At 57.5% G+C, this 19,744-nt stretch carries 17 protein-coding genes; 5 read left to right on the plus strand and 12 right to left on the minus strand.

Annotated features, from left to right (window positions below):
* Nucleotides 1–32: 32 nt before the first annotated feature.
* The 5 genes from BLS30_RS15980 to BLS30_RS16000 form a co-directional block, all read right to left on the minus strand.
* Nucleotides 33–1,049: a CarD family transcriptional regulator gene (locus BLS30_RS15980; RefSeq protein WP_090230572.1), complete on the minus strand. Its 1,017-nt coding sequence runs from the start codon at nt 1,047–1,049 to the stop codon at nt 33–35.
* A gap of 570 nt (nt 1,050–1,619) precedes the next feature.
* Complete coding sequence (gene fdxA / locus BLS30_RS15985) at nt 1,620–1,958, minus strand: ferredoxin FdxA (RefSeq protein WP_090230351.1); 339 nt, start codon at nt 1,956–1,958, stop codon at nt 1,620–1,622.
* Nucleotides 1,959–2,153: 195 nt separating this feature from the next.
* On the minus strand, nt 2,154–2,603 hold the full coding sequence (locus tag BLS30_RS15990) for an RNA-binding S4 domain-containing protein (RefSeq protein WP_046476707.1): 450 nt from the start codon (nt 2,601–2,603) through the stop codon (nt 2,154–2,156).
* Nucleotides 2,600–5,824: a helicase-related protein gene (locus tag BLS30_RS15995; RefSeq protein ID WP_090230354.1), complete on the minus strand. Its 3,225-nt coding sequence runs from the start codon at nt 5,822–5,824 to the stop codon at nt 2,600–2,602. The genes BLS30_RS15990 and BLS30_RS15995 overlap by 4 nt, the downstream gene beginning before the upstream one ends.
* A 262-nt stretch (nt 5,825–6,086) precedes the next feature.
* Nucleotides 6,087–7,016, minus strand: coding sequence for a DUF3108 domain-containing protein (locus BLS30_RS16000; protein WP_052743664.1), 930 nt, complete (start codon nt 7,014–7,016; stop codon nt 6,087–6,089).
* Nucleotides 7,017–7,344: 328 nt separating this feature from the next.
* Between BLS30_RS16000 and rpmB the strand changes: the two genes are divergently transcribed.
* Nucleotides 7,345–7,653, plus strand: coding sequence for a 50S ribosomal protein L28 (gene rpmB / locus BLS30_RS16005; protein ID WP_046479903.1), 309 nt, complete (start codon nt 7,345–7,347; stop codon nt 7,651–7,653).
* An 86-nt stretch (nt 7,654–7,739) separates the two neighbouring features.
* Here the strand turns inward: rpmB and BLS30_RS16010 are convergent, their stop codons facing one another.
* The 4 genes from BLS30_RS16010 to BLS30_RS16025 all read right to left on the minus strand — a co-directional run bounded on the left by BLS30_RS16010 (nt 7,740) and on the right by BLS30_RS16025 (nt 12,586).
* The gene (locus BLS30_RS16010; protein WP_052743665.1) at nt 7,740–8,855 is read right to left on the minus strand and encodes an esterase-like activity of phytase family protein; all 1,116 of its coding nucleotides are present in this window, start codon (nt 8,853–8,855) and stop codon (nt 7,740–7,742) included.
* Between the two features lie 86 nt (nt 8,856–8,941).
* Nucleotides 8,942–10,831 carry a cobaltochelatase subunit CobT gene (gene cobT, locus BLS30_RS16015; protein ID WP_046476712.1) on the minus strand — a complete coding sequence of 630 codons (1,890 nt, stop codon included), beginning with the start codon at nt 10,829–10,831 and terminating at the stop codon, nt 8,942–8,944.
* 8 nt (nt 10,832–10,839) lie between these two features.
* Complete coding sequence (cobS, locus tag BLS30_RS16020; RefSeq protein ID WP_046476714.1) at nt 10,840–11,841, minus strand: cobaltochelatase subunit CobS; 1,002 nt, start codon at nt 11,839–11,841, stop codon at nt 10,840–10,842.
* 100 nt (nt 11,842–11,941) lie between these two features.
* Nucleotides 11,942–12,586 carry a J domain-containing protein gene (locus tag BLS30_RS16025; protein WP_046476716.1) on the minus strand — a complete coding sequence of 215 codons (645 nt, stop codon included), beginning with the start codon at nt 12,584–12,586 and terminating at the stop codon, nt 11,942–11,944.
* 124 nt (nt 12,587–12,710) lie between these two features.
* On the opposite strand from BLS30_RS16025, the gene BLS30_RS16030 reads away from it, so the two are divergent.
* Nucleotides 12,711–12,986, plus strand: coding sequence for a BolA family protein (locus BLS30_RS16030; protein ID WP_046476718.1), 276 nt, complete (start codon nt 12,711–12,713; stop codon nt 12,984–12,986).
* A 24-nt stretch (nt 12,987–13,010) separates the two neighbouring features.
* Here BLS30_RS16030 and BLS30_RS16035 read toward each other — a convergent pair whose 3' ends face one another.
* From BLS30_RS16035 to BLS30_RS16045, 3 genes are all read right to left on the minus strand, one after another.
* Nucleotides 13,011–14,333 (minus strand): HlyC/CorC family transporter, encoded by a 1,323-nt coding sequence (locus tag BLS30_RS16035; protein WP_046476721.1) that lies wholly within the window; start codon nt 14,331–14,333, stop codon nt 13,011–13,013.
* A gap of 156 nt (nt 14,334–14,489) precedes the next feature.
* Nucleotides 14,490–15,647 carry a 3-dehydroquinate synthase gene (gene aroB / locus BLS30_RS16040; RefSeq protein ID WP_046476723.1) on the minus strand — a complete coding sequence of 386 codons (1,158 nt, stop codon included), beginning with the start codon at nt 15,645–15,647 and terminating at the stop codon, nt 14,490–14,492.
* Nucleotides 15,648–15,717: 70 nt separating this feature from the next.
* Complete coding sequence (locus BLS30_RS16045) at nt 15,718–16,329, minus strand: shikimate kinase (protein WP_244464998.1); 612 nt, start codon at nt 16,327–16,329, stop codon at nt 15,718–15,720.
* 198 nt (nt 16,330–16,527) lie between these two features.
* On the opposite strand from BLS30_RS16045, the gene BLS30_RS18345 reads away from it, so the two are divergent.
* The 3 genes from BLS30_RS18345 to xerD are packed head-to-tail and all read left to right on the plus strand — an operon-like array spanning nt 16,528 to nt 19,669.
* Entirely contained in the window at nt 16,528–16,773 is a 246-nt protein-coding gene (locus tag BLS30_RS18345) for a hypothetical protein (RefSeq protein WP_046476725.1), read from the plus strand.
* Nucleotides 16,774–16,780: 7 nt separating this feature from the next.
* On the plus strand, nt 16,781–18,691 hold the full coding sequence (locus BLS30_RS16055; protein WP_090230356.1) for a hypothetical protein: 1,911 nt from the start codon (nt 16,781–16,783) through the stop codon (nt 18,689–18,691).
* Between the two features lie 18 nt (nt 18,692–18,709).
* Nucleotides 18,710–19,669: a site-specific tyrosine recombinase XerD gene (gene xerD / locus BLS30_RS16060; protein WP_046476727.1), complete on the plus strand. Its 960-nt coding sequence runs from the start codon at nt 18,710–18,712 to the stop codon at nt 19,667–19,669.
* Nucleotides 19,670–19,744: the final 75 nt, after the last annotated feature.

A 19,744-nucleotide genomic window follows, 5' to 3' on the forward strand; every position in this document is an offset into this window, starting at 1 on the left:
CTTGAATATCAACGAAGCGACCGCAACCTAACTTAGGCCGCACGAGTTTCCGCATCGGCAGCTTCTTCCTCAGCAGCCGCGCGACGGCTACGTGCGCTCTTGCTTAGCACGTCAGTGATGCGCTGAACTGCGCCGCGCTCATCGAGTTTCTCAACCGCCGCAATTTCACGTGCCATACGGTCGAGAGCATCTTCATAAAGCTGACGCTCTGAATACGACTGCTCGGGCTGCGCTTCCGACCGATAAAGGTCGCGCACAACCTCAGCGATAGAAACGAGGTCGCCTGAGTTGATCTTGGCGACATACTCCTGAGCACGGCGGCTCCACATCGTACGTTTGACGCGCGCACGGCCCTTCAGGATCTCCATCGCGCGTTTGACGATGCCATCATCCGAAAGCTTACGCATGCCAACAGATTCAAGCTTGCCAGTCGGCACCCGCAACGTCAGCTTCTCCTTCTCGAAGTTGATGACGAAGAGTTCGAGAGCAATGCCGGCAATTTCCTGCTCTTCGATGCCAATGATGCAGCCCACACCATGCGCTGGATAGACGACGTATTCGTTCGTCTTAAAGCCATGGCGCTGGCTCACAGACTTCTTCTGCTGATCACTCACGCGCGCAGCCGTCTGCACAGGCGCCTCTTTCGGAGCCGCCGGCTTCACAGGAGCGCTGATCTTCTTTGCTGCCTTCTCGGCAACCGAGGCGGCCACGCTGCGGGTAACGCTCACAGGGCTCGCTGATGATGCCTTCTTGGTAGAAGCAACAGCGGCCGAAACACGACCCTTGCTCGACGCTGTCGGGCTCACACGAGCCGCAGCAGCCTTATTGGTCGGCGCAACGGTAGCGCGTGGCTTTGCGGCCATTGCAGACTTGCTCTTTGCAGTAGGCGCGGCAGCCTTAGCTGTCGATTTCTTGGAGGCGGAAGCAGCCGTCGAACCGCGGGTCGACTTTGGGCTCACGGGAGTTGACTTGCTGATCGACTTCGTTGCACTCTTGGCCTTACTTTTTGCGGGTGTCGCCTTGACCTCGACTTTGGTCTTTTTAGCCATTTGCATCGTCTCACTTTTTGCCACACACACGAGCCGTCCAAGAAACCACACGGACGGTATTGGACAGCGCCCTTGATATAAGGCGCCGCAAACAAGCCCCGGCGCTCGATTGTTCAAAATCGAACTCCAGGCAAATCAATAGGGGCAGATACTAGCCACTTGCGGGGCTACTCATCAGCCTGTCGGACACCATGGCCCTGCTGTACGGGGTTGTGTCTCGCAGCGATCGCGTTGTCGATGTTCGCATTTGTCCAGAAAATCGCCTCTTAACGATGCATGGACACTATATGTTCGCTACGGTTCCAGTTTTGTTCAGCTACGCCACTCGATAGATAATGTAACACAATCTTCACGGAAATAGAAGGGCCCGAACATTACTGTTGGTCAACGAAGGCCAAACGATAGTCTTAAGGCCCTGTTTTAACTAAGGAATTATGCTGGAACAATAAGATCCCCGACCTAGCCAGTAAGGCTTTAAGGGCCAGTAGAAGATGGATCTATCAACGGCTCACGCCTCGTCAACGAGCGCGCAAAACACCGACCGAGCACCAAGAACAACCATAAGCGGCATCAATCGCCGTCACCGGGCTCCGAAGAGAAGTACTTCTCGAACTTGCCATCCTCATCCCGATGCTCCTCCGCTTCCGGAAGCGCATCCTTTTTGGAAGTGATGTTCGGCCATTTGTCAGCGTATTCCCGATTGACCTCGAGCCATTTCTCCAAGTTAGGCTCCGTGTCGGGCTTGATCGCGTCGACGGGGCATTCCGGTTCGCACACACCACAATCAATGCACTCGTCAGGGTGAATGACGAGCATATTTTCCCCTTCATAGAAGCAGTCTACCGGGCAAACCTCCACGCAATCCGTGAACTTGCATTTGATGCAGCTCTCATTAACAACGTAAGTCATGCGAGTGATCGTGCTCCGTATGGTCGTTTGTCGTGTTGCGCGCGTCTGAATATCAGAATTCACTTAACCGAATGCTTCGCTGGATCAAATCCGGCACCGCGATGCCCCGCTCTTAACCCACTCGATCCGTATGGACAAGGCGGCGGGTTTCAGAGGATGAATGCTGCTCTGTTAAAAGCGCTCATCCCACCGAGATCAAGATTCTCCACCTTTAAATCTGTCTAGCTGCCGTCGTTCTCTTTTTGTAGGCCGCCCCGCACCGGGCGTCCTCTCAACGGGGCTTGGTTCAAAATCCACCGGACTAGCTCCAGTTTTGCTCTCCGAAGAAATCGCGCTGCCAGACTGCGGCGTCAACTCTTCATAAAGAGTGCGTGCCTCGGTCGCAGGGCCACGCCGCAAACCCGGCTCCAGAACCTTGAGAATACGAACCTTCCGATGCACCGTCGCGGTAATCACATCTCCCACGCGAACCTGGTAGCTGGGCTTATCTGTCTTCGCTCGATTAACTCGGACTTTCCCGCCTTCAATGAGCGTGGCTGCAAGCGTGCGCGACTTTGTAACCCGCGCAAACCACAGCCACTTATCGAGCCTCTGCCCCGGTAAGGCAGCAGCCGAAGGCGTATCGGCTGTGTCCGGCCCGCTCATGTGTTCGGCTCATCTCCCTGCTTCTGCAAAGCCTCCTTAAGCGCGACCAGTGCCGCAAACGGAGAATCCGGATCGACCGAGCCGCCTTTACCTCGTGGGCTCGATGAATGAACTTCTGGCCTGCGGCGATCCTCACGGCCACGTCCGCCTTCCCATTTGCCACGCTTGGGCCCGCGCCCGCGCCCGTCTCCGCGTGCCTGCCCCTCACGCCCATGAGACTTTTTACCGTCGCTCGAGCCGCGCCGATCGCCATGTTCGCCACTTTTCGGCTTGTCGGAATTAGCCCCTGCATGCTGCGCCCCCGCACCATTAGCAGCGCCCCCCGTAGAGGAGGTGGCATCATGCGCGCCCTCGCCGCCGGAACGATGCCGCCCGCGGCCACGTCGCCGGTCACGATGGCCACCATCATGGCTCCGATGATGCCGCTTGGGCCGCCAGATCTCGATGAACTCCGGCTCTCCCGAAGCTTCGGAAACCGGCGCCTCTGTGGCGGACTCCGATGGTGTATCCTCCTGGCTCGGTTCAGTTTGCACCGCTTCCGCAGCAACCTCTGCAGCATTCTCCGTCGTAGAGGCGACCAATTCTGCGCTGGTCTCCGCAGAATCCGGCGATGCGTCGATTTCTGAAGCAGGCGTCGCGACCGATTCCAAGGAGGCATCCGCGACATGCGTCGCCTCAGCCGCATCAGCTTCTGGCGACGTCTGCACCGTCGGTGACGCAGAATCCGATTCAATCTCAGCTGCAACGCTCGCGCGTTTGACTTCCCGCCGTTCGGAACGGAAACCTAGGGCCTTCAGCACATTCCCGAGTTCATCCGGCGAACACCCAAGGATGGACATCATCTCTGGCGTCACCGTGAAACCACCGTCGCCAGTCGCCCCCTTCGGCGGGGTACGATCCGGCACGGCTTCCTCAGCTTTGTTACGCCAAGCCAGGAGAGGACGGATCTGATCCGCGAGCCGCTCAAGTATATCAAGCCGCACGGCGCGAGGACCGCACACATGGAAACCATAAGCCCGATAGAAAGGCTCAGGCGTCGCAGCATCGGTCGGAATCGAGGTCAAACCGGCACGTGGCGCTACCGGCAAATTCGAACGGGTGATGCCATGCGCGTCACCGCTTTTCAGAACCCAAAGAGTGGCCGCCAATTCTGCTGCGGCCGGCTTCAAGAGCAGCGGCATATATATGTTGAAGGCACCGAAGCGCACGCCGTGGCGGCGCAATTGTGCGCGAGAGGTCTGATCAAGGGCTTTGACCTCATCAGCCACAAGCTCGCGCTTGAGAATGCCGAAGTTCTCCTTGAGCTGGAACGCGATACCGCGCGCGAGCCCGGTGATATCCTCAGCTTCCGCCATTTCGACGAGGGGCTTCAGCTTCTCGCGTACATGCTCGCTGATCCACGTATCAAGACGCGCCTGGATCTTCTCCTTATCCGGCGCACTCAGATGCTCATCGACCAGCAGATTGACGGTCGGGCGCAACTGATCTTCCGCCGCTTCGATCACCGCGACTTCTTGATCCCGCCACAAGATCCTGCCGTCGGGCGAGAGCGTGAAAGCATCAGGCTTAGCAGCTGCCACACGGCGCGCGCGCATCCCGAGCTCACGGGCCAGAACCTGCGCAGCAGCATGCCGAGTCGCCTTGGCATGGATGCCGTCAACCTGCGTCTCAGGAGAAAAGCGGAAGCCAACGAGGCGTCCGACATAATGATCTTCGACTTTAATAGTGCCGTCTTCAGCAATCTCGGCGTTCAACTCGTCTTTATCCCGCATACCCTTCATCAATGCACTCGTTCGCCGATCGACAAAACGTTGCGTCAGACATTCATGTAGTGCGTCCGACAGCTTGTCCTCGATCTCGCGCGTCCGCCCCTGCCAGTGCGCAGGGTCTTTCAACCAGTCCGAGCGATTGGAAACGAACGTCCAAGTCCGGATATGTGCAATCCGGTTGGCCAACGTGTCGATATCACCGTCTGTGCGATCAGCAAACTGAACTTGCTTGGCAAACCAGTCTTCGGGGATTTTTTCACCCGGCCCCATCAAATGCTTATAGATGACGCCTACCAATTCAGCGTGACTGCTACTGGAGATTTTGCGGTAATCTGGAACTTGGCAAACATCCCAGAGCTTCGCAACGGCAGCCGGCGCCTGAGCGAGCGCCACGACTTCCCGGTCGTTGGCAACTGCCTCAAGAGCTTCGACATCGTCAGCCATACGGGCCCGCGTGAGACGCCGTTCGCCTGGCACCTCTCGTAAGCTATCGCGCAATCGATCAACGCTTCCATAGTCGAGATTGCGCGTCCGCCACTGCAGAACCTTTACGGGATCGAAGGTGTGGGACTCGAGACGCTCAATAACGTCCGCATCGAACGGTTCAACCCCGGCCGTGACGCCAAAAGTACCGTCATTCATATGCCGGCCGGCGCGACCGGCGATCTGAGCCAGCTCCGATGGCGTCAGATTACGGTGGTTTTGACCGTCAAACTTGCGCACGGAGGCAAACGCAACGTGATCGACGTCCAGGTTGAGACCCATACCGATAGCATCGGTCGCCACCAGGAAATCCACATCGCCAGACTGATAGAGTTCCACTTGCGCATTACGCGTACGCGGCGAAAGAGCACCGAGAACGACCGCCGCGCCCCCACGTTGCCGCCGGATCAACTCCGCGATCGAATAAACTTCGCTGGCCGAAAACGCCACCACCGCCGAACGAGTTGGCAAGCGGGTAATTTTCTTTTCACCTGCATAAGTGAGCTTTGACAGGCGTGGCCGGGAGATAAAATTGGCACCGTCGATGAGATCCTGAATGCAGTCACGCATAGTTTGCGCGCCCAATAGCAGCGTCTCTTGGCGGCCCCGCGCATGCAGCAGCCGGTCGGTGAAAACATGCCCACGCTCAGGGTCGGCAGCGAGCTGAATTTCGTCAATCGCCAAAAAATCAACGTCGATATCACGCGGCATGGCTTCCACCGTGGAAACCCAATAGCGCGCGCGTTCGGGCTTGATCTTCTCTTCGCCCGTGATCAACGCGACGTTCTGGAAGCCAATACGATGGCCTATTTTATCGTAGACCTCGCGCGCAAGCAGCCGCAGCGGAAGCCCGATCATGCCACTAGCATGGCCAAGCATCCGTTCAATGGCGAGGTGGGTCTTACCCGTATTGGTCGGTCCCAAAACCGCCGTAACATGGCGGATTCGAGTTTCGAGGTTGCTGCCCATAGCAAGGGCCCTCCTGGATCGAGCCCGAAGAAACAGCGTCGTGAAACGGGCCGGTCCGAGTGGCATTGCATCACGGACGCGTCAAGATCAAGAACTACCTATCATGAGACGGCGCATTCCGCAGTAGGTGTTCCGTCTCTGCCCGTACTGTCTAGTGCGAAGAATTAAGTTACAAACCGCGTCAGCAACATGGCAATGGCAGCCTCCAAGGCTGCCATTCGTTGAGGACAATCACAATGCTGAAGTGATTACGAAGCGTATTTTAGTGCCCCAGCGCGATCCGTTCCCTATCCGAAATCCGGATATCGATCCGGTTGGATGAAAGTGTCACAGAGCCGGCAATCGTAGGAATACGGATCTCATAAGGCACATACAGGTTAGCACTTGGCACCGGGCGCAGGGTGACTTCGATACCCGTATTCTCAGCCATTTGCTCCGCTTCGCTGGGGCTATAGCCCGCGATTGGAACATAGCGGACATTGCACACGATTGCGACGCCGGGCTGCCCCGACCGTCGGTTTTCGCGTATCAGCTCCTGCCGGCGATAGCTAAGTCGCAGATCGAAGCGCTGCTTGCCGTCGAAAACGGGGATCACGCGCTCGCAAGGGCCCTTATCGCCAACCGGACGGGTCAGCGCCATAACTGCGGTCAAGGGATCAAGCGCGCCCTTAAGATGCTTTTTCTCGACCGGAACCGTATCTGCCTGATCAGGAATGGGCGGGACCAACGACACATTGGACACCCGATCCTTATTGAAACCAAGCTTAACCGACCCCGATCGGGAAGAGCTTTTGAATGTGAATGTATAGCCAGCGGGCTGCGGGTTGCGGCTACTAACCTTCCCCGACGCCCGGGTTAAACCACGCCACTTGAAAGCCCCAAGCAACGCGGAAAGCTCAGCGTCTCCGTCGAGCACATAGCCGCGACCACTGATCGCCGACTGAAATTTAAAACTGCCGATATCGAAACCATTGAAGGTGATATTGTAGTCGGCGTTCACCTGGGCGGGCCATTCCCCGCCCGTGGCCTTAGCAGGTTCGGAGGTCACCGATCCCAGCGGCAGAGCATACAGGCCAAAAACGAACCCTGCGGCGATCAAGCCCTTGGTAGCAACCGACAATCGGCCACCATCACGCTTGCTTACAACTCTCAACGCACCACCTGCGGCACGGCACGAAACGCTTTTAAACATGACTCGTTCTTCCCATCGAACGCGGGCCTCACGACCACTAACCATAGGTAGCGAGGGTTTACGGCGACTGTTTGATGCTCGATTTTCGCCCAGACTTATTAAGAAAGCTCTGACGCACGCGTCATTTCGGAGCTAAAACTGCGTGAGGCTAACGCCGTTCCGCGTCACAAGGCGACTTGACGGAATTGCCCCACCTCCGGTATACGAGCCCGTCATGTTCCGCCGGTTCGCCGCGCGGGCCAAAGAATTTCGCCAAATCGCAGCGACGAATAAGACTGCGCGCCCCCAGCACACTAGGGTGGCTGCCGCAGTGAAGGAGCTTTTTAAGATGACCAGGCAATGCGAGCTGACGGGCAAGCTTCCGCTTTCGGGGCAGCTCCGCAGCCACGCCGAAAATAAGACGAAGCGCAAGTTCCGCCCGAACCTATGCAGGGTCACCCTCATCAGCGACGTTTTGGGCCGCAGCTTCCGCCTTAAGGTCAGCGCACATGCGCTTAAGTCCGTGGAGCACCGTGGTGGCCTGGACGCCTTCCTGATGAAGGCACGTGACGAAGAGCTGTCAGACCGCTGTCTGAAGCTCAAGCGTGAAATCAAAAAGGCAAAGAAAAGCGCCGAAGGCGAAGCCGTCGCTGCTTAAAGCGGGCTGAGCTTTTCTCCTAAGGGGCCAAGCTCCCCCCGAGCTTGGCCTTTCCCTTTTTGGGCCTGCTCTCGGATTTCTTATTGTCAGCGCGCAGTAGATTTCACAGCGGTATCTGGCAGCCGAAACTGTATTAAAACGGTCTTCTGCAAACCGCGATTGAAGTTGTCATCGGAAATAACGGTGATGATCGTGTCGCCTCGCGCGTCCCGATGCACGCCGATTCCCTCCATATTATCGATGACTTGAGCCATGGTCGCCTCAAGGAGAACCTCTCCTTCAATGGCAGCGCCAGGAGCCAGCTCGCCAGACGCGATCCGTCGAATTCTCATTTTGACGCCCTCGGTCCAGCGAAATCGCCGTTCGAGAACCAAAAGATCACCATCCGGCAAACTCACAGCATCGGTTATGTCGAAGCCACCGATATCCGTGAGCGCAAACGCACGCGCCTTGCCCCCCGTCCAAAGCCAGCCCGTATGTCGCCCCTTCTCGTCATGCATACGCTCGCCAATTGCCACGAGCGCCCCTTTGAATTTGCCTGCTCTAAGCACAGCAATGGCCTCAAAGCCCTTCAAAGACGGCATCCGTCCACGGCTCGTATCTGGCCGAATATATGATGTGGGGGCCGACACACCGTTCGGGCCGATCTGAAAGCGGCCGATCCGGTGGTTCTGTTCGAAAGCGATGAGAAGTTGTCCGCGTTTCGCTGTGCCACTGACAAGCGTCACAGCCTCGGCATCGCGGTCTCTGTTGCGACGTAAGTTCGATCCATCAAGCGCCTTGAGCGGACCGACGCGAACGTCCTCCAACCCGTGAGGAACACCTTCGCGGTATCCAATCCGTCCCGTCATCCATGATCCGGAATCGGAAACCGCAACAAACCCTTTTCCATCAGCATTCAATGCAATCCCGGACCAGCCCCCGAACAACTTGTCCTCGCTGATCAGGCGCAGCCCGCCAATCCATTCCAGTTTGCCGAACGTCCGCCGGCCTATGTCGATGGCATCAAAGCTTGATATCGGCACGGCGCGCACAGCCATGGGACGCACGCTCAGCTTTAAAGTATCGGGCTTGGGAGATGCAGAAACACGCCCGATGCCAGCAAATTGCACACCAGCAGCAAGCATTCCTGCGATGATGGCACTCAATAACAGCCTTGGCCTTACAGGCTTCTTGCCTGCGCATTCAGCGTAGTCAGCCATCAGCTGCCATCACCTCTTCGTCACGCCGTCAAGTCGGGATACGCCCGCGCAATTCTTTAGAAACCGGGCAGCTGCCTCGGCCTTTTTCAGGTCCCTGTGCGCTGCCGCGAACCGCGCGAGCCTTGCGAAGGCCTCTCTGCTGTTTCTTCAAAGAGTTCAACCAGCTTGTCCGTCATGGCACCCGCCAACTCACTGGGATCGGTAATCGTCACAGCGCGACGATAATAGCGCGTCACATCATGCCCGATGCCAATAGCGATCAACTGAACCGGACTCTTGGTCTCGATCTCCTCGATCACGCGCCGAAGATGCATCTCCAGATACTGTCCGGCATTCACGGACAACGTAGAGTCATCAACCGGCGCACCGTCAGAGATCATCATCAGAATGCGGCGTTGTTCCGGCCGCGCTAACAGACGTTTATGCGCCCAGGCCAGCGCTTCACCGTCAATATTTTCCTTGAGAAGTCCTTCACGCATCATCAGCGCGAGCGCTCTCTTTGAGCGCCGCCACGGAGCATCAGCCTTCTTGTAGACGATATGGCGCAAGTCGTTGAGACGTCCGGGGTTGGCCGGTTTGCCATCATTCAACCATTGCTCACGCGACTGACCACCCTTCCAGGCTCGCGTTGTAAAGCCCAGAATTTCGACTTTGACCCCACACCGTTCCAACGTCCGCGCTAGGATGTCGGCACACATCGCCGCAACCATGATCGGCCGGCCACGCATCGACCCGGAATTGTCGAGCAGCAGCGTCACAACCGTGTCGCGGAACTCGGTGTCGCTTTCCTGTTTGAACGAAAGGGGGAACATCGGATCCACGACAACGCGCGTTAGCCGCGCGACATCAAGCACCCCTTCTTCGAGGTCAAAGTTCCAAGCCCGGTTCTGCTGCGCCAGAAGCCGACGTTGCAAACGGTTCGCAAGCCGCGCCACGACGCTCGACAAACTCCGCAGCTCTTTATCGAGAAACCCTCTCAGGCGATCGAGCTCTTCCGGGCTCGACAAGGTATCAGCGGCGACTTCCTCATCGAACTCGCGCGTAAAGACCTTGTAGCCGAACCATTCCGGATCATCGAGAACAGAGACGTTCGGACGCCACGAGTCAGGTGTATCAGCTTCCTCTTCGCTATCGAACTCGCCATCGAATTCTTCAGCAGCCGATTGCTCGCCGCTTTCCTGCATGTCACCGACATCGTTGTCGGAATGCTGCTGCGGTGTCGCTTCGTCCTGGCCGTCGCCTTCTTCCCCAGACTCCTGGTCCTGCTCCTCACCACCCTCGGAATTATCGCGAGCCTCTTCCTGCTCTTCCGTTTCGCTTTGTAATTGCGAAGCGTTGTCCGCGATATCGAGCGCCTCCAGGAGATCGAGCATCACCTGCGCAAAATTCTCCTGATCCTCGACCAGCTCATTCATGCGATCAAGAACGGTCCCAGCGCGTCCTTCAACCCAAGGCCGCCACGCCTCTACGAGACCGCGGGTACTTTCCGGAGGTGCACGACCTGTCAAACGCTCACGTACGATCAGCGCCAACGCTTGATCAAGCGGCCCATCCTCGCGGCTTTGCAGCACCGCAAAACGCCCATGCGAATAAAAGTCTTCAATCTTGGCGGCGAGATTATTGGCCATACCGGGCATGCGGGATGCACCGACTGCCTCGACGCGGGCCTGTTCCACAGCCTCAAAGACGGCCCGTGCATCACCCTGGGTCGGCGCGAGTTTGAGATGCAAACGCTGATCGTGGCACGCTGCTTGGAGCGCTAGCGAGTCCGCCCAACCACGCATAACCGCGATTTCACGCTTGTCGGGCAAACGCGACGGCTCAGGCAGCTTAATCGAGGTTTCCGTGATCTGCGGCCCACCCGGACCAAAATCCACCCCGATATCGCGCTTCCCCGCAACCGCACGCGCGCACGTCGCGACAGCGCGTTTCAGCGGCTCGACAGGGGCCTGCTTTTTGTTCGAGCGGCCTGCCATCTGGCGCCTCAGCCCAAAGCTACGTTGGCGGCGCTTTCCGGCAGGTCTTCACCGAACGAACGCTGATAGAATTCAGCCACCACAGGACGTTCCAACTCGTCGCATTTGTTCAGGAATGAGAGCCGGAACGCAAAGCCGACATCATTGAAGATCTCAGCATTCTCAGCCCACGTGATAACAGTACGCGGACTCATCACCGTCGACAGGTCACCGTTGATGAACGCCTGGCGTGTGAGATCGGCGACGCGCACCATGTTGCTGATCGTCTTACGCGACTCAGCCGACTTGGCCATCGACTTGACCTTCGATAGGATGATCGCGACCTCATCGTCATGCGGCAGATAGTTCAACGTGACAACGATCGACCAACGGTCCATCTGACCTTGGTTGATCTGCTGCGTACCGTGATAGAGACCCGAGGTGTCACCAAGCCCGATCGTGTTTGTCGTCGAGAACAGTCGGAACGCCGGATGCGGCCGGATCACTTTCGACTGATCTAGGAGCGTCAGCTTGCCGGACACTTCCAAAACACGCTGAATAACGAACATAACATCTGGCCGGCCGGCATCGTATTCATCGAAGACCAAAGCCGTATTCGACTGCAGCGCATACGGCAGGATGCCTTCGCGAAACTCAGTGATTTGTTTGCCGTCCTTAAGGACAATCGCATCCTTACCGACAAGATCGATACGCGAAACATGGCTATCCAGATTCACCCGGATGCAAGGCCAGTTAAGGCGTGCCGCAACCTGCTCGATGTGCGTAGACTTACCCGTACCGTGATAGCCCTGGATCATCACGCGCCGATTGTGTTTGAAGCCTGCCAGAATGGCGAGCGTCACGTCGCGATTGAAGACATAGTCTGCGTCAACGTCAGGAACGTGTTCATTCGACTTCGCGTACGCGGGGACCTCAAGATCGCTATCGATCCCGAAGACCTGACGCGCCGAAACCGTCATATCGGGCAAGAGTGTATCTGCTGAACTCGTATCTAATGATTGCACGGGCATAATTGATTAGCTCGATCCAGTTTGTTTTCCGGGACTGGCAAGGAGAAGTCTTGACAGATTGAGTTTGAAGGCCCTGAGCGTGGGCAGCCATCACGGCGCTCTAAACAAGACCGACCTGTTTCAAGTAGTTATAGGCTTGAATGATCTCACGCAACTTGTCCTCTGAGCGACGGTCTCCGCCATTAGCATCAGGGTGGTGCTCTTTAACCAGGGCCTTGAACTTCGCCTTGATCTCTTCCTTCGTTGCAGATTGCGTCAGGTGCAGAGCATCAAGAGACTTCTTTTCCATCGGCTTCAGCTTACGCCGGCGCTCGGGTGCCTCCTTGCGCGCTTGTTGTGCGCGCCAGGCAAAAAAGCCATGCGGATCACGGGCTCGGCTCTCCGCGCTCTCAGGCGCGTGCTCGGCTTCCCGCTCACCATTCCCTTCAAATGCCGGGTTGTCGCCCATCTTCCAGGTCGGGCGATGGCCTGTCATCGCATCCTTCTGGAATTTGGCTACTTCGGTGTCCGACATTCCGTCAAAGTAGTTGTATGATGCGTTGTATTGGCGCACATGATCGACGCAGAAGAGATAGTATTCACCGTCGCGGCCACGCCCCATCGGCGCACGATGGCGGCCGGCCTTGTCGCAGCCCTTCCATTGGCACGTCGGGGCCCCGGCAGTATGCTGCACAGGATCGTTCGCCGACCTGCTACGCTTGGGTGCGACGCGGATTGAATCGAAGTATTTCGAACCGAGCTTCATGGACCGAAGTATGATCTTTCGTTAGGGGGTGCACAAGGTTACAGGGGCGACACCCAGCGACGAAGTAAGTGCCTGAAATGCATTCAGACCGCGTAATTCCTACACAACAACTAAGAGGACAAGAATGAGCATCGAAAGTCAGATGCGTGAGAAGCTGTTGATCGCTTTGGAACCAACGCGATTAGATATCATAAACGAGAGCGAACTGCATGCCGGTCACCGCTCATCACCAGGCACCGGAAACAGCCATTTTCGCCTACTCATTGTCTCCCCCGTCTTCGCTGGTAAAAGCCGCGTTGATCGACATCGTCTAGTAAACACGATTTTAGCCGATGAACTCGCCGGCAGCGTCCACGCCCTCGCTATGAAAACCTATGCGCCGGGCGAACAGCTCACCTGACATTTATGCAAAGCTTTGAGCCGCCTACCGCGCGGCAGGCGGCTCAACCGAAGCTTCAGCTCCACCGACCGCTCCGGCATCCGACTCAAGCGGCTTCACCCTGAGCGCCGCGATCCGGTTGCGATTCTTGCGCAGAATTTCGAAGCGATAACCGTAGAACGTGAAAACTTGTCCCGGCTCCGGAATGGTCTGCGCCTCGTGAATCACAAGTCCAGCAACCGTGGTCGCCTCATCGTCGGGCAGATCCCAGTCCATAAACCGGTTGAGATCGCGGATTGGCACAGAGCCATCGACGTTGACGGTATCATCGGCTTGCGGGCGAATGCCCATCTCCGGCGCGTCGTGTTCATCAACGATCTGTCCGACAATCTCCTCAAGAATATCTTCGAGCGTAATGAGACCTTGAACTTCACCGTACTCATCCACGACCAAAGACATCTGTAACTTTTGTTTCAGGAACTGATTGAGTTGCTCCTTAAGCGTCGTCGTATCGGGAACAAACCAGGGCTGCGAAGCGAAACTCAGAAGATTGAGTTTCGTGACATCCCAGTCGACCTCGCTTAGCGCCGTCAAAAGATCTTTCGTATGCAGAATGCCGACGATATTCTCGGGCTCATCCTTCCATATAGGAACGCGTGAGTACTGCGCCTTCACCACTTCTTCGACGATCTTTTCCGGCGGATCGTCCGCATTTACCATTTCCATCTTTGTCCGATGGATCATGATATCGGCCACTTGCAAGCTGCTGAGATCAAGGATACCGCCAAGCATATGAGCATCGCCCTTGGCGACAGCACCTCCCTTGGTCTGGAGCTGAATCGTGCCTCGGATCTCTTGGTGCGCCGAAAGAATGTTAGCGTCGTCGTCCTCCCGTGTTGGAGTGAGCGAGAGAATAGCGCTGACAACAAGTTCCACCGCCCGTGTAAAAGGCCAGAGAGCCACGATCAAAAATTTCATGATCGGTGCTACAGCCAGCGAGATACGGTCAGCGTAAACGAGCGCGTACGTTTTCGGCAGCACCTCTGAAAAAATGACGACGAGCAACGTGATCGCAAGCGTCGCATAAGCGACGCCTACTTCCCCGAACAGATTAATGAGCAGGCTTGTCGCCAACGCCGAAGCAAGAATGTTGACGAGGTTATTGCTGAGCAACACCGTCCCGATGATGCGTTCCGGTGCAGCCAGCATCTGATTGATCATCTGCGCCCGTACATTACCTTCGCTCTCCAAAGCATGCATGCGCGCGCGCGACGCTGTCGTCAGGGCTGTCTCAGAACCTGAAAAGAAGGCCGAGAGCGCCAACAGAAGAAATATGGCAAGAAGGGTGAGGAGGAGTTCTATGGCCATGTCTCTTTATGGGTTTGCATGATGCGTTTAAAGTCGGCGATAATCGATATTCGTACGTAGCGGACTGACGTAAGGTCCACGCACGGAACTCGCAAGCTTACGCCCCGGAAAAAGAAGACGTCTGCCCCTTGAGAACCGCAAACATCTCAGAGCCGTTCAAGCCTGTGCCCCGATATTCTCATCCAGGAATGCCGCTACGTCGTCACGTCCGACATCTCGCGTAACGAACGCTTGGCCGATGCCCCGGACAAGTACGAATGTCAAAAGTCCATCTTGTACTTTCTTGTCCTGCTCCATGAGTTGCAGGAGCCGCGCTGGCGTCGGCATCTCCCCACCGGGAATATCGCTTATCCGCGTCGGTAACCCAGCCGCCGCAAGGTGCGCAGTAACACGTGCTGCCGTTCCTGGAGCACAAAGCTTCAGTTTCTCCGACAAACGGAACGCGAGGCACATTCCAATCGAAACGCCTTCGCCATGAAGCAGGCGATCAGAATATCCCGTCCACGCTTCCAAAGCATGTCCGAATGTGTGCCCGAGGTTGAGCAAGGCCCGCTCGCCCGCTTCGCGTTCATCCGCAATAACGATACGCGCCTTCATAGCAACGCTTGTCTCGATCGCATGCAGACGCGCTGGCAAGTCACCGTCGAACAGCTTTGACGCATTCGCTTCAAGCCAGTCGAAGAAATCCGCGTTGCCCAAGAGACCGTACTTGGCAACTTCGGCATAACCTGCGCGAAGCTCTCGATCCGGCAACGTTTCTAAAACATCGGTGTCAATGATCACGAGGCTGGGTTGATGAAACGTACCGATCAGATTCTTGCCCTGCGGCGTATTGATCCCGGTCTTTCCGCCAACCGATGAATCGACCTGGGCAAGCAGAGAGGTGGGAACCTGCACAAAACGTACGCCGCGCCGCAGGATAGAAGCAGCGAAACCAGCGAGATCGCCGATCACGCCACCGCCCAGCGCAACCACCATATCGCCCCGCTCAAGCTCCATTTCCAGAAGCTGCTCGCACAGCGGAGCCAATTGCGAGAAACTCTTCGACGCCTCACCGGCCGGCAAGACGATCGAGCCCTTCCACCGACCTTCAGCCTTAAGGCTCGCCTCGAGTTCACCCAGATGGTACGCGGCGACATTTGCATCGGTCACGATGCCACAACGCCCCTTACCGAGCCGGCCTGCGATCAGTCGACCACCCTGCCCCAGCTGGCCGGGCCCGAGCAAAATATCATAGGCGCGTCCTGGCAGCGCGACGCTCACCGTCCGTGAAACGTTCTGAGTTGCAGCGAGTGAATTGACGACAGTCGGCATAAAAGTTTCCGAGTTGGCTGGCGACAGAGCGGCACCAGCTTAAGTTAGGGAGATAAGGCAGCTGTTCCTATCAGACACCGGGCTGCGCTGCCAGAATAGGCGATTTCAGCAGTAAATTGATGATCTGGGTCACGATCTGATCATGCGGCTCATCACGACTTTCGGCGACAAGATCCGCCTCGGCATAGATCGGGGACCGCTCCTTAAGCAGCCGCTTCATAACAGCTTCCGGGTTGTCACCACGCAGAAGCGGTCGGCTGTCGCGGCGTCCGACACGGCGCAAAAGCACTGGTAAATCGGCCTTGAGCCAGACCGAAACCCCATTTTCACGGATGGCATCCCGCGTCTGGGCATTCATGAATGCCCCACCACCCGTTGCAAGCACCTGGGGTCCACCACTCAGAAGGCGGGCGATGACCTTACGCTCTCCTTCACGGAAGTGCTCTTCACCGTGATCTTGAAATATCTCCGAGATGCTCTTGCCTGCTGCCTTTTCGATTTCGTCGTCGGCATCAGCAAAAGGCAAACCGAGCCGCTGAGCCAGACGGCGGCCAATTGCCGTCTTGCCGCATCCCATCATGCCAACCATCACGATCGACCGCTCACCGAGCGCCACGCGCAGTTTCTCGATTTGCGCCGCATCCATTCGCTTCGCCCGTCGCTGCAGACCGATTCGGATCATCGAATCCTGGCCCCTTGCACGGATGCTAAGCTGCCCTGTTTGCGAGAATCGAACCGACAATACATAATTGCTATCCTAACTGTTGCTGATCGGCTCTTCATCGCCACCAGCCGAAGATGGTAACCCACCATCGCGACGGCGCGCCATACTGCAGCCAATATAAACCGACAAGAAATTGATCGGGAGCAGACTAATCCAATGCCCACTCTTTTTCGATTTTTGTTCGTCACGGGAACGCTCGTCGCCGCCGTGTTTGCCGGGCTTTATATTCTGGCGACCCGCTTCGAGCCCGAACCACGCCATACGGTCTACCGTCTCCAGGACGTCAAGACGAACGGGCCCATGCCGACGCGGGAGTCGCCGTCTGCGGACAATACCGGAGCGGCAAACCAGAACGAGGGTGCAAAGGATGCCGGAACTCCCCCCCCTGCGCAAACGGAGTAGCACCACCGTGCATTCGTCACTGGCCGGCCCCAAAAACCTTTCTGTTCTTACTCTTATAGCTCTTTCCGCATTTGTGCTGCCGGCCCAGGCTCAAGAAGGCTGGCCATGGCAGAACGAGCCGCGATATGACCGTCAACGCGCGCCTGCGGAACGTCCAACAGTTCCCGATTACGACACTCCGTATATGAAGCCGACGGGGACAGAACCGCCCAACAGCGGCTGGCAGGCACCTGCCGAAACACAACGTGGGCCCTCACAGCGCCCGCCGGCGAGTTATCAAGAAGGTCCGGCATTCCGCCCCCCTGTCACAGTCGAAAGTTCCGATCTGGCACCGGTAATGGCGGGCGATGGTTCGGGCTTACCTTATGAACTTTGGAACAAACTCGATTCAGCAACCTTCGAAAAGCTGCTCGCAGACATAGAGATCCCCCCCCGGTCAAACGCACTCCACGGCCTCTGGCGCCGGTTGATGACAGCGGAAATTCGCGCCACCGGAGCAGGCGAAAGAGAGAGATTTGAAGCCATACGTTTGGAAGCGCTCTATCGCTCGGGCCTGACCGCAGACATGCAGCGCCTCATGCAATCATCCGCAACAAGCACACCAAGCCCGGCTATCTCCGTGCTCTTGGCCCGCGCCGCCATCGCTGACGGCAATGATGACGAAGCCTGCAGCCAGACGCAGGGCTTTTTGCGCGACCTGGGACGCATGCCGCGGATGCTTGCCGGCGAAGCGGTGATGATCTCAGGCTATTGTGTGACCCGCTCAGGCAATTCCAGCGCGGCTGGCGTAGCCGCAGGTTTTGCCCGCGAACAAGGCGTTGAGGAAGGAGCGGGACTGGCCGCCCTCGACGCGATCGCCCACGGCGGCAAGCCAAAGCTGAAATCTGGTCACCCTGTTTCGCTGATTGATTACAAGCTGCTTGCGAAAGCCGGTTACACTGACATCTCCGGTCTATTGCCAGGCGCTTCCCCGGCCCTGCTCGTCGCCCTCACGCGCGATCCGCAAGCCTCTTCAGACGTGCATCTGTCAGCCGGCGAGGCTGCGGCCCGGCTCAACGCAATAACGGCTGAAGAGCTCAGCGCGATTTACCGCAGAGCCGCGATGTCGGCGGCAACAACGGCCCAGGCCACTCCGCAAGCCGCAGGTGGAGGGTTCGGCTCTCAAAACCCTCATGTTGCGGCCGGAACGCCAGTTTATCGCGCCATACTCTTCCTGCAGGCGGAAACAGAGCAGACGCCATTCCGCAAGGTGCGCGCGATCCGCACGTACCTGGACGAAGCCCGCCGCGCCAATCTTTATATCCCGGCTCTCCAAACGATGGGGCCGGCCGTCCAATCGATGCGGCCCGTGCCGGAAATCAGCTGGTTCTCTGAAACCGCCATTGAAGTCCTATTGGCGAGCAATGAACCTCAAGTCGCCCGATCATGGCTGAACTTGAGCGATCCGGCGGACCCACGCGCGGCAGGCCAGCTCAATCATTGGCGCGCCTTGATCGATATTTCAGACGTGAATGGCGCCCGCCACGGCCAAAGCTTGGCAGCACTTGAGCATCTCGCTTTACGCGGCGTTTTTGTTCCCGATCAGTTGCATCGTATTGCCACAGTCCTCGACGCCCTGGACTACCAGATCCCCATTCCACTCTGGGAAGCGGCGAGCCGCACACCTCAGCCGTCAACAGGCCATCTACCCGAAACCGGCGTACTTTCCAGGCTCCAGAACGCCGCGAAAGCTAAGGAATTCGGCCGGACCGTACTCCTAACTATGAACGCCCTCGGCCCCAAGGGAGCCGAAGGAGCACATATGATCGCGCTTGGTGATGCCATCCGTGCCCTCAAAAGTGCGGGCTTGGAGGCTGAAGCCCGCCGTCTCGGCTTTGAAGCGCTGTTTCCGGCTTGGCCACGCCAGGTCAGCGGCTAGGCTGCGGAGAAGCGCTCAATGACTGCGCCCATATCCGCTGAAGACCGCGGCCAGATCGATGAATTTTTGCAAATGCTGTCAGCCGAACGTGGGGCTGCAGCAAACACCCTGGCCGCCTACCAGCGCGACTTGCATGATGCCTGCCACTTTTTCGCAGCCAACAACTGCAGGCTCGTCTCAGTCTCACCAGACAACATCCGCGCCTACCTGACGTCCCTTTCAGCTGCAGGGCTATCGCCAGCCTCCAGAGCGCGGCGACTGTCGTCGTTGCGCCAGTTGTTTCGCTTCCTGACGGCGGAAGGCAGGGTCCCGGAAGACCCAAGTCACGGCGTTGCCGCCCCCAAATCGGGCCGCCGCCTTCCCAAAACGCTCACCGTCGAAGAAGTCGATGGCCTGATCGACGCAGCGCGCCGTCGAACGGAAGGCACATCCGGCATCGAACGCATGCGCGCTCTGCGGTTACACTGTCTGATCGAACTGCTGTACGCCACTGGACTTCGCGTTAGCGAGCTTGTCTCACTTCCGCGTACAGTTTTGCGCGGCGATGATCGGATGCTGACGATCAAGGGCAAAGGCGGCCGTGAACGTCTCGTGCCTTTGAATTCCGGGGCTCGCACCGCGCTTCAACGCTATTTGTCCATCGGCGAGGAGGAGCACGCGGCTCTCTCAGCGACGGTCGCAACGCGCTGGCTGTTTCCATCAAAAAGCGACACGGGCCATTTGACGCGCCAACGGTTCGCTCAAGATTTGAAAGAGCTGGCAGTGGCGGCCGGATTGGCGCCCGAGAGCGTCAGCCCCCATGTTCTACGCCACGCCTTCGCCAGCCATCTCCTGGATCGCGGGGCCGATCTGCGCGCCGTTCAGCAACTTCTTGGACACGCAGACATTTCAACAACCGAGATCTACACCCACGTTCTCGAAGAACGTTTGAAGAAACTGGTCAAGGAACACCATCCGTTGGCCCGCCGCGAACCCTGACGGTCAGTCGATTTACCATGGTCGAAATCACCGCCGCAGAAAGCTGATGCTGCGCCGCACGAATGCTATCATGTC

Origin of the sequence: Filomicrobium insigne (assembly GCF_900104305.1) — a bacterium.
Classification (GTDB): Bacteria; Pseudomonadota; Alphaproteobacteria; order Rhizobiales; family Hyphomicrobiaceae; genus Filomicrobium; species Filomicrobium insigne.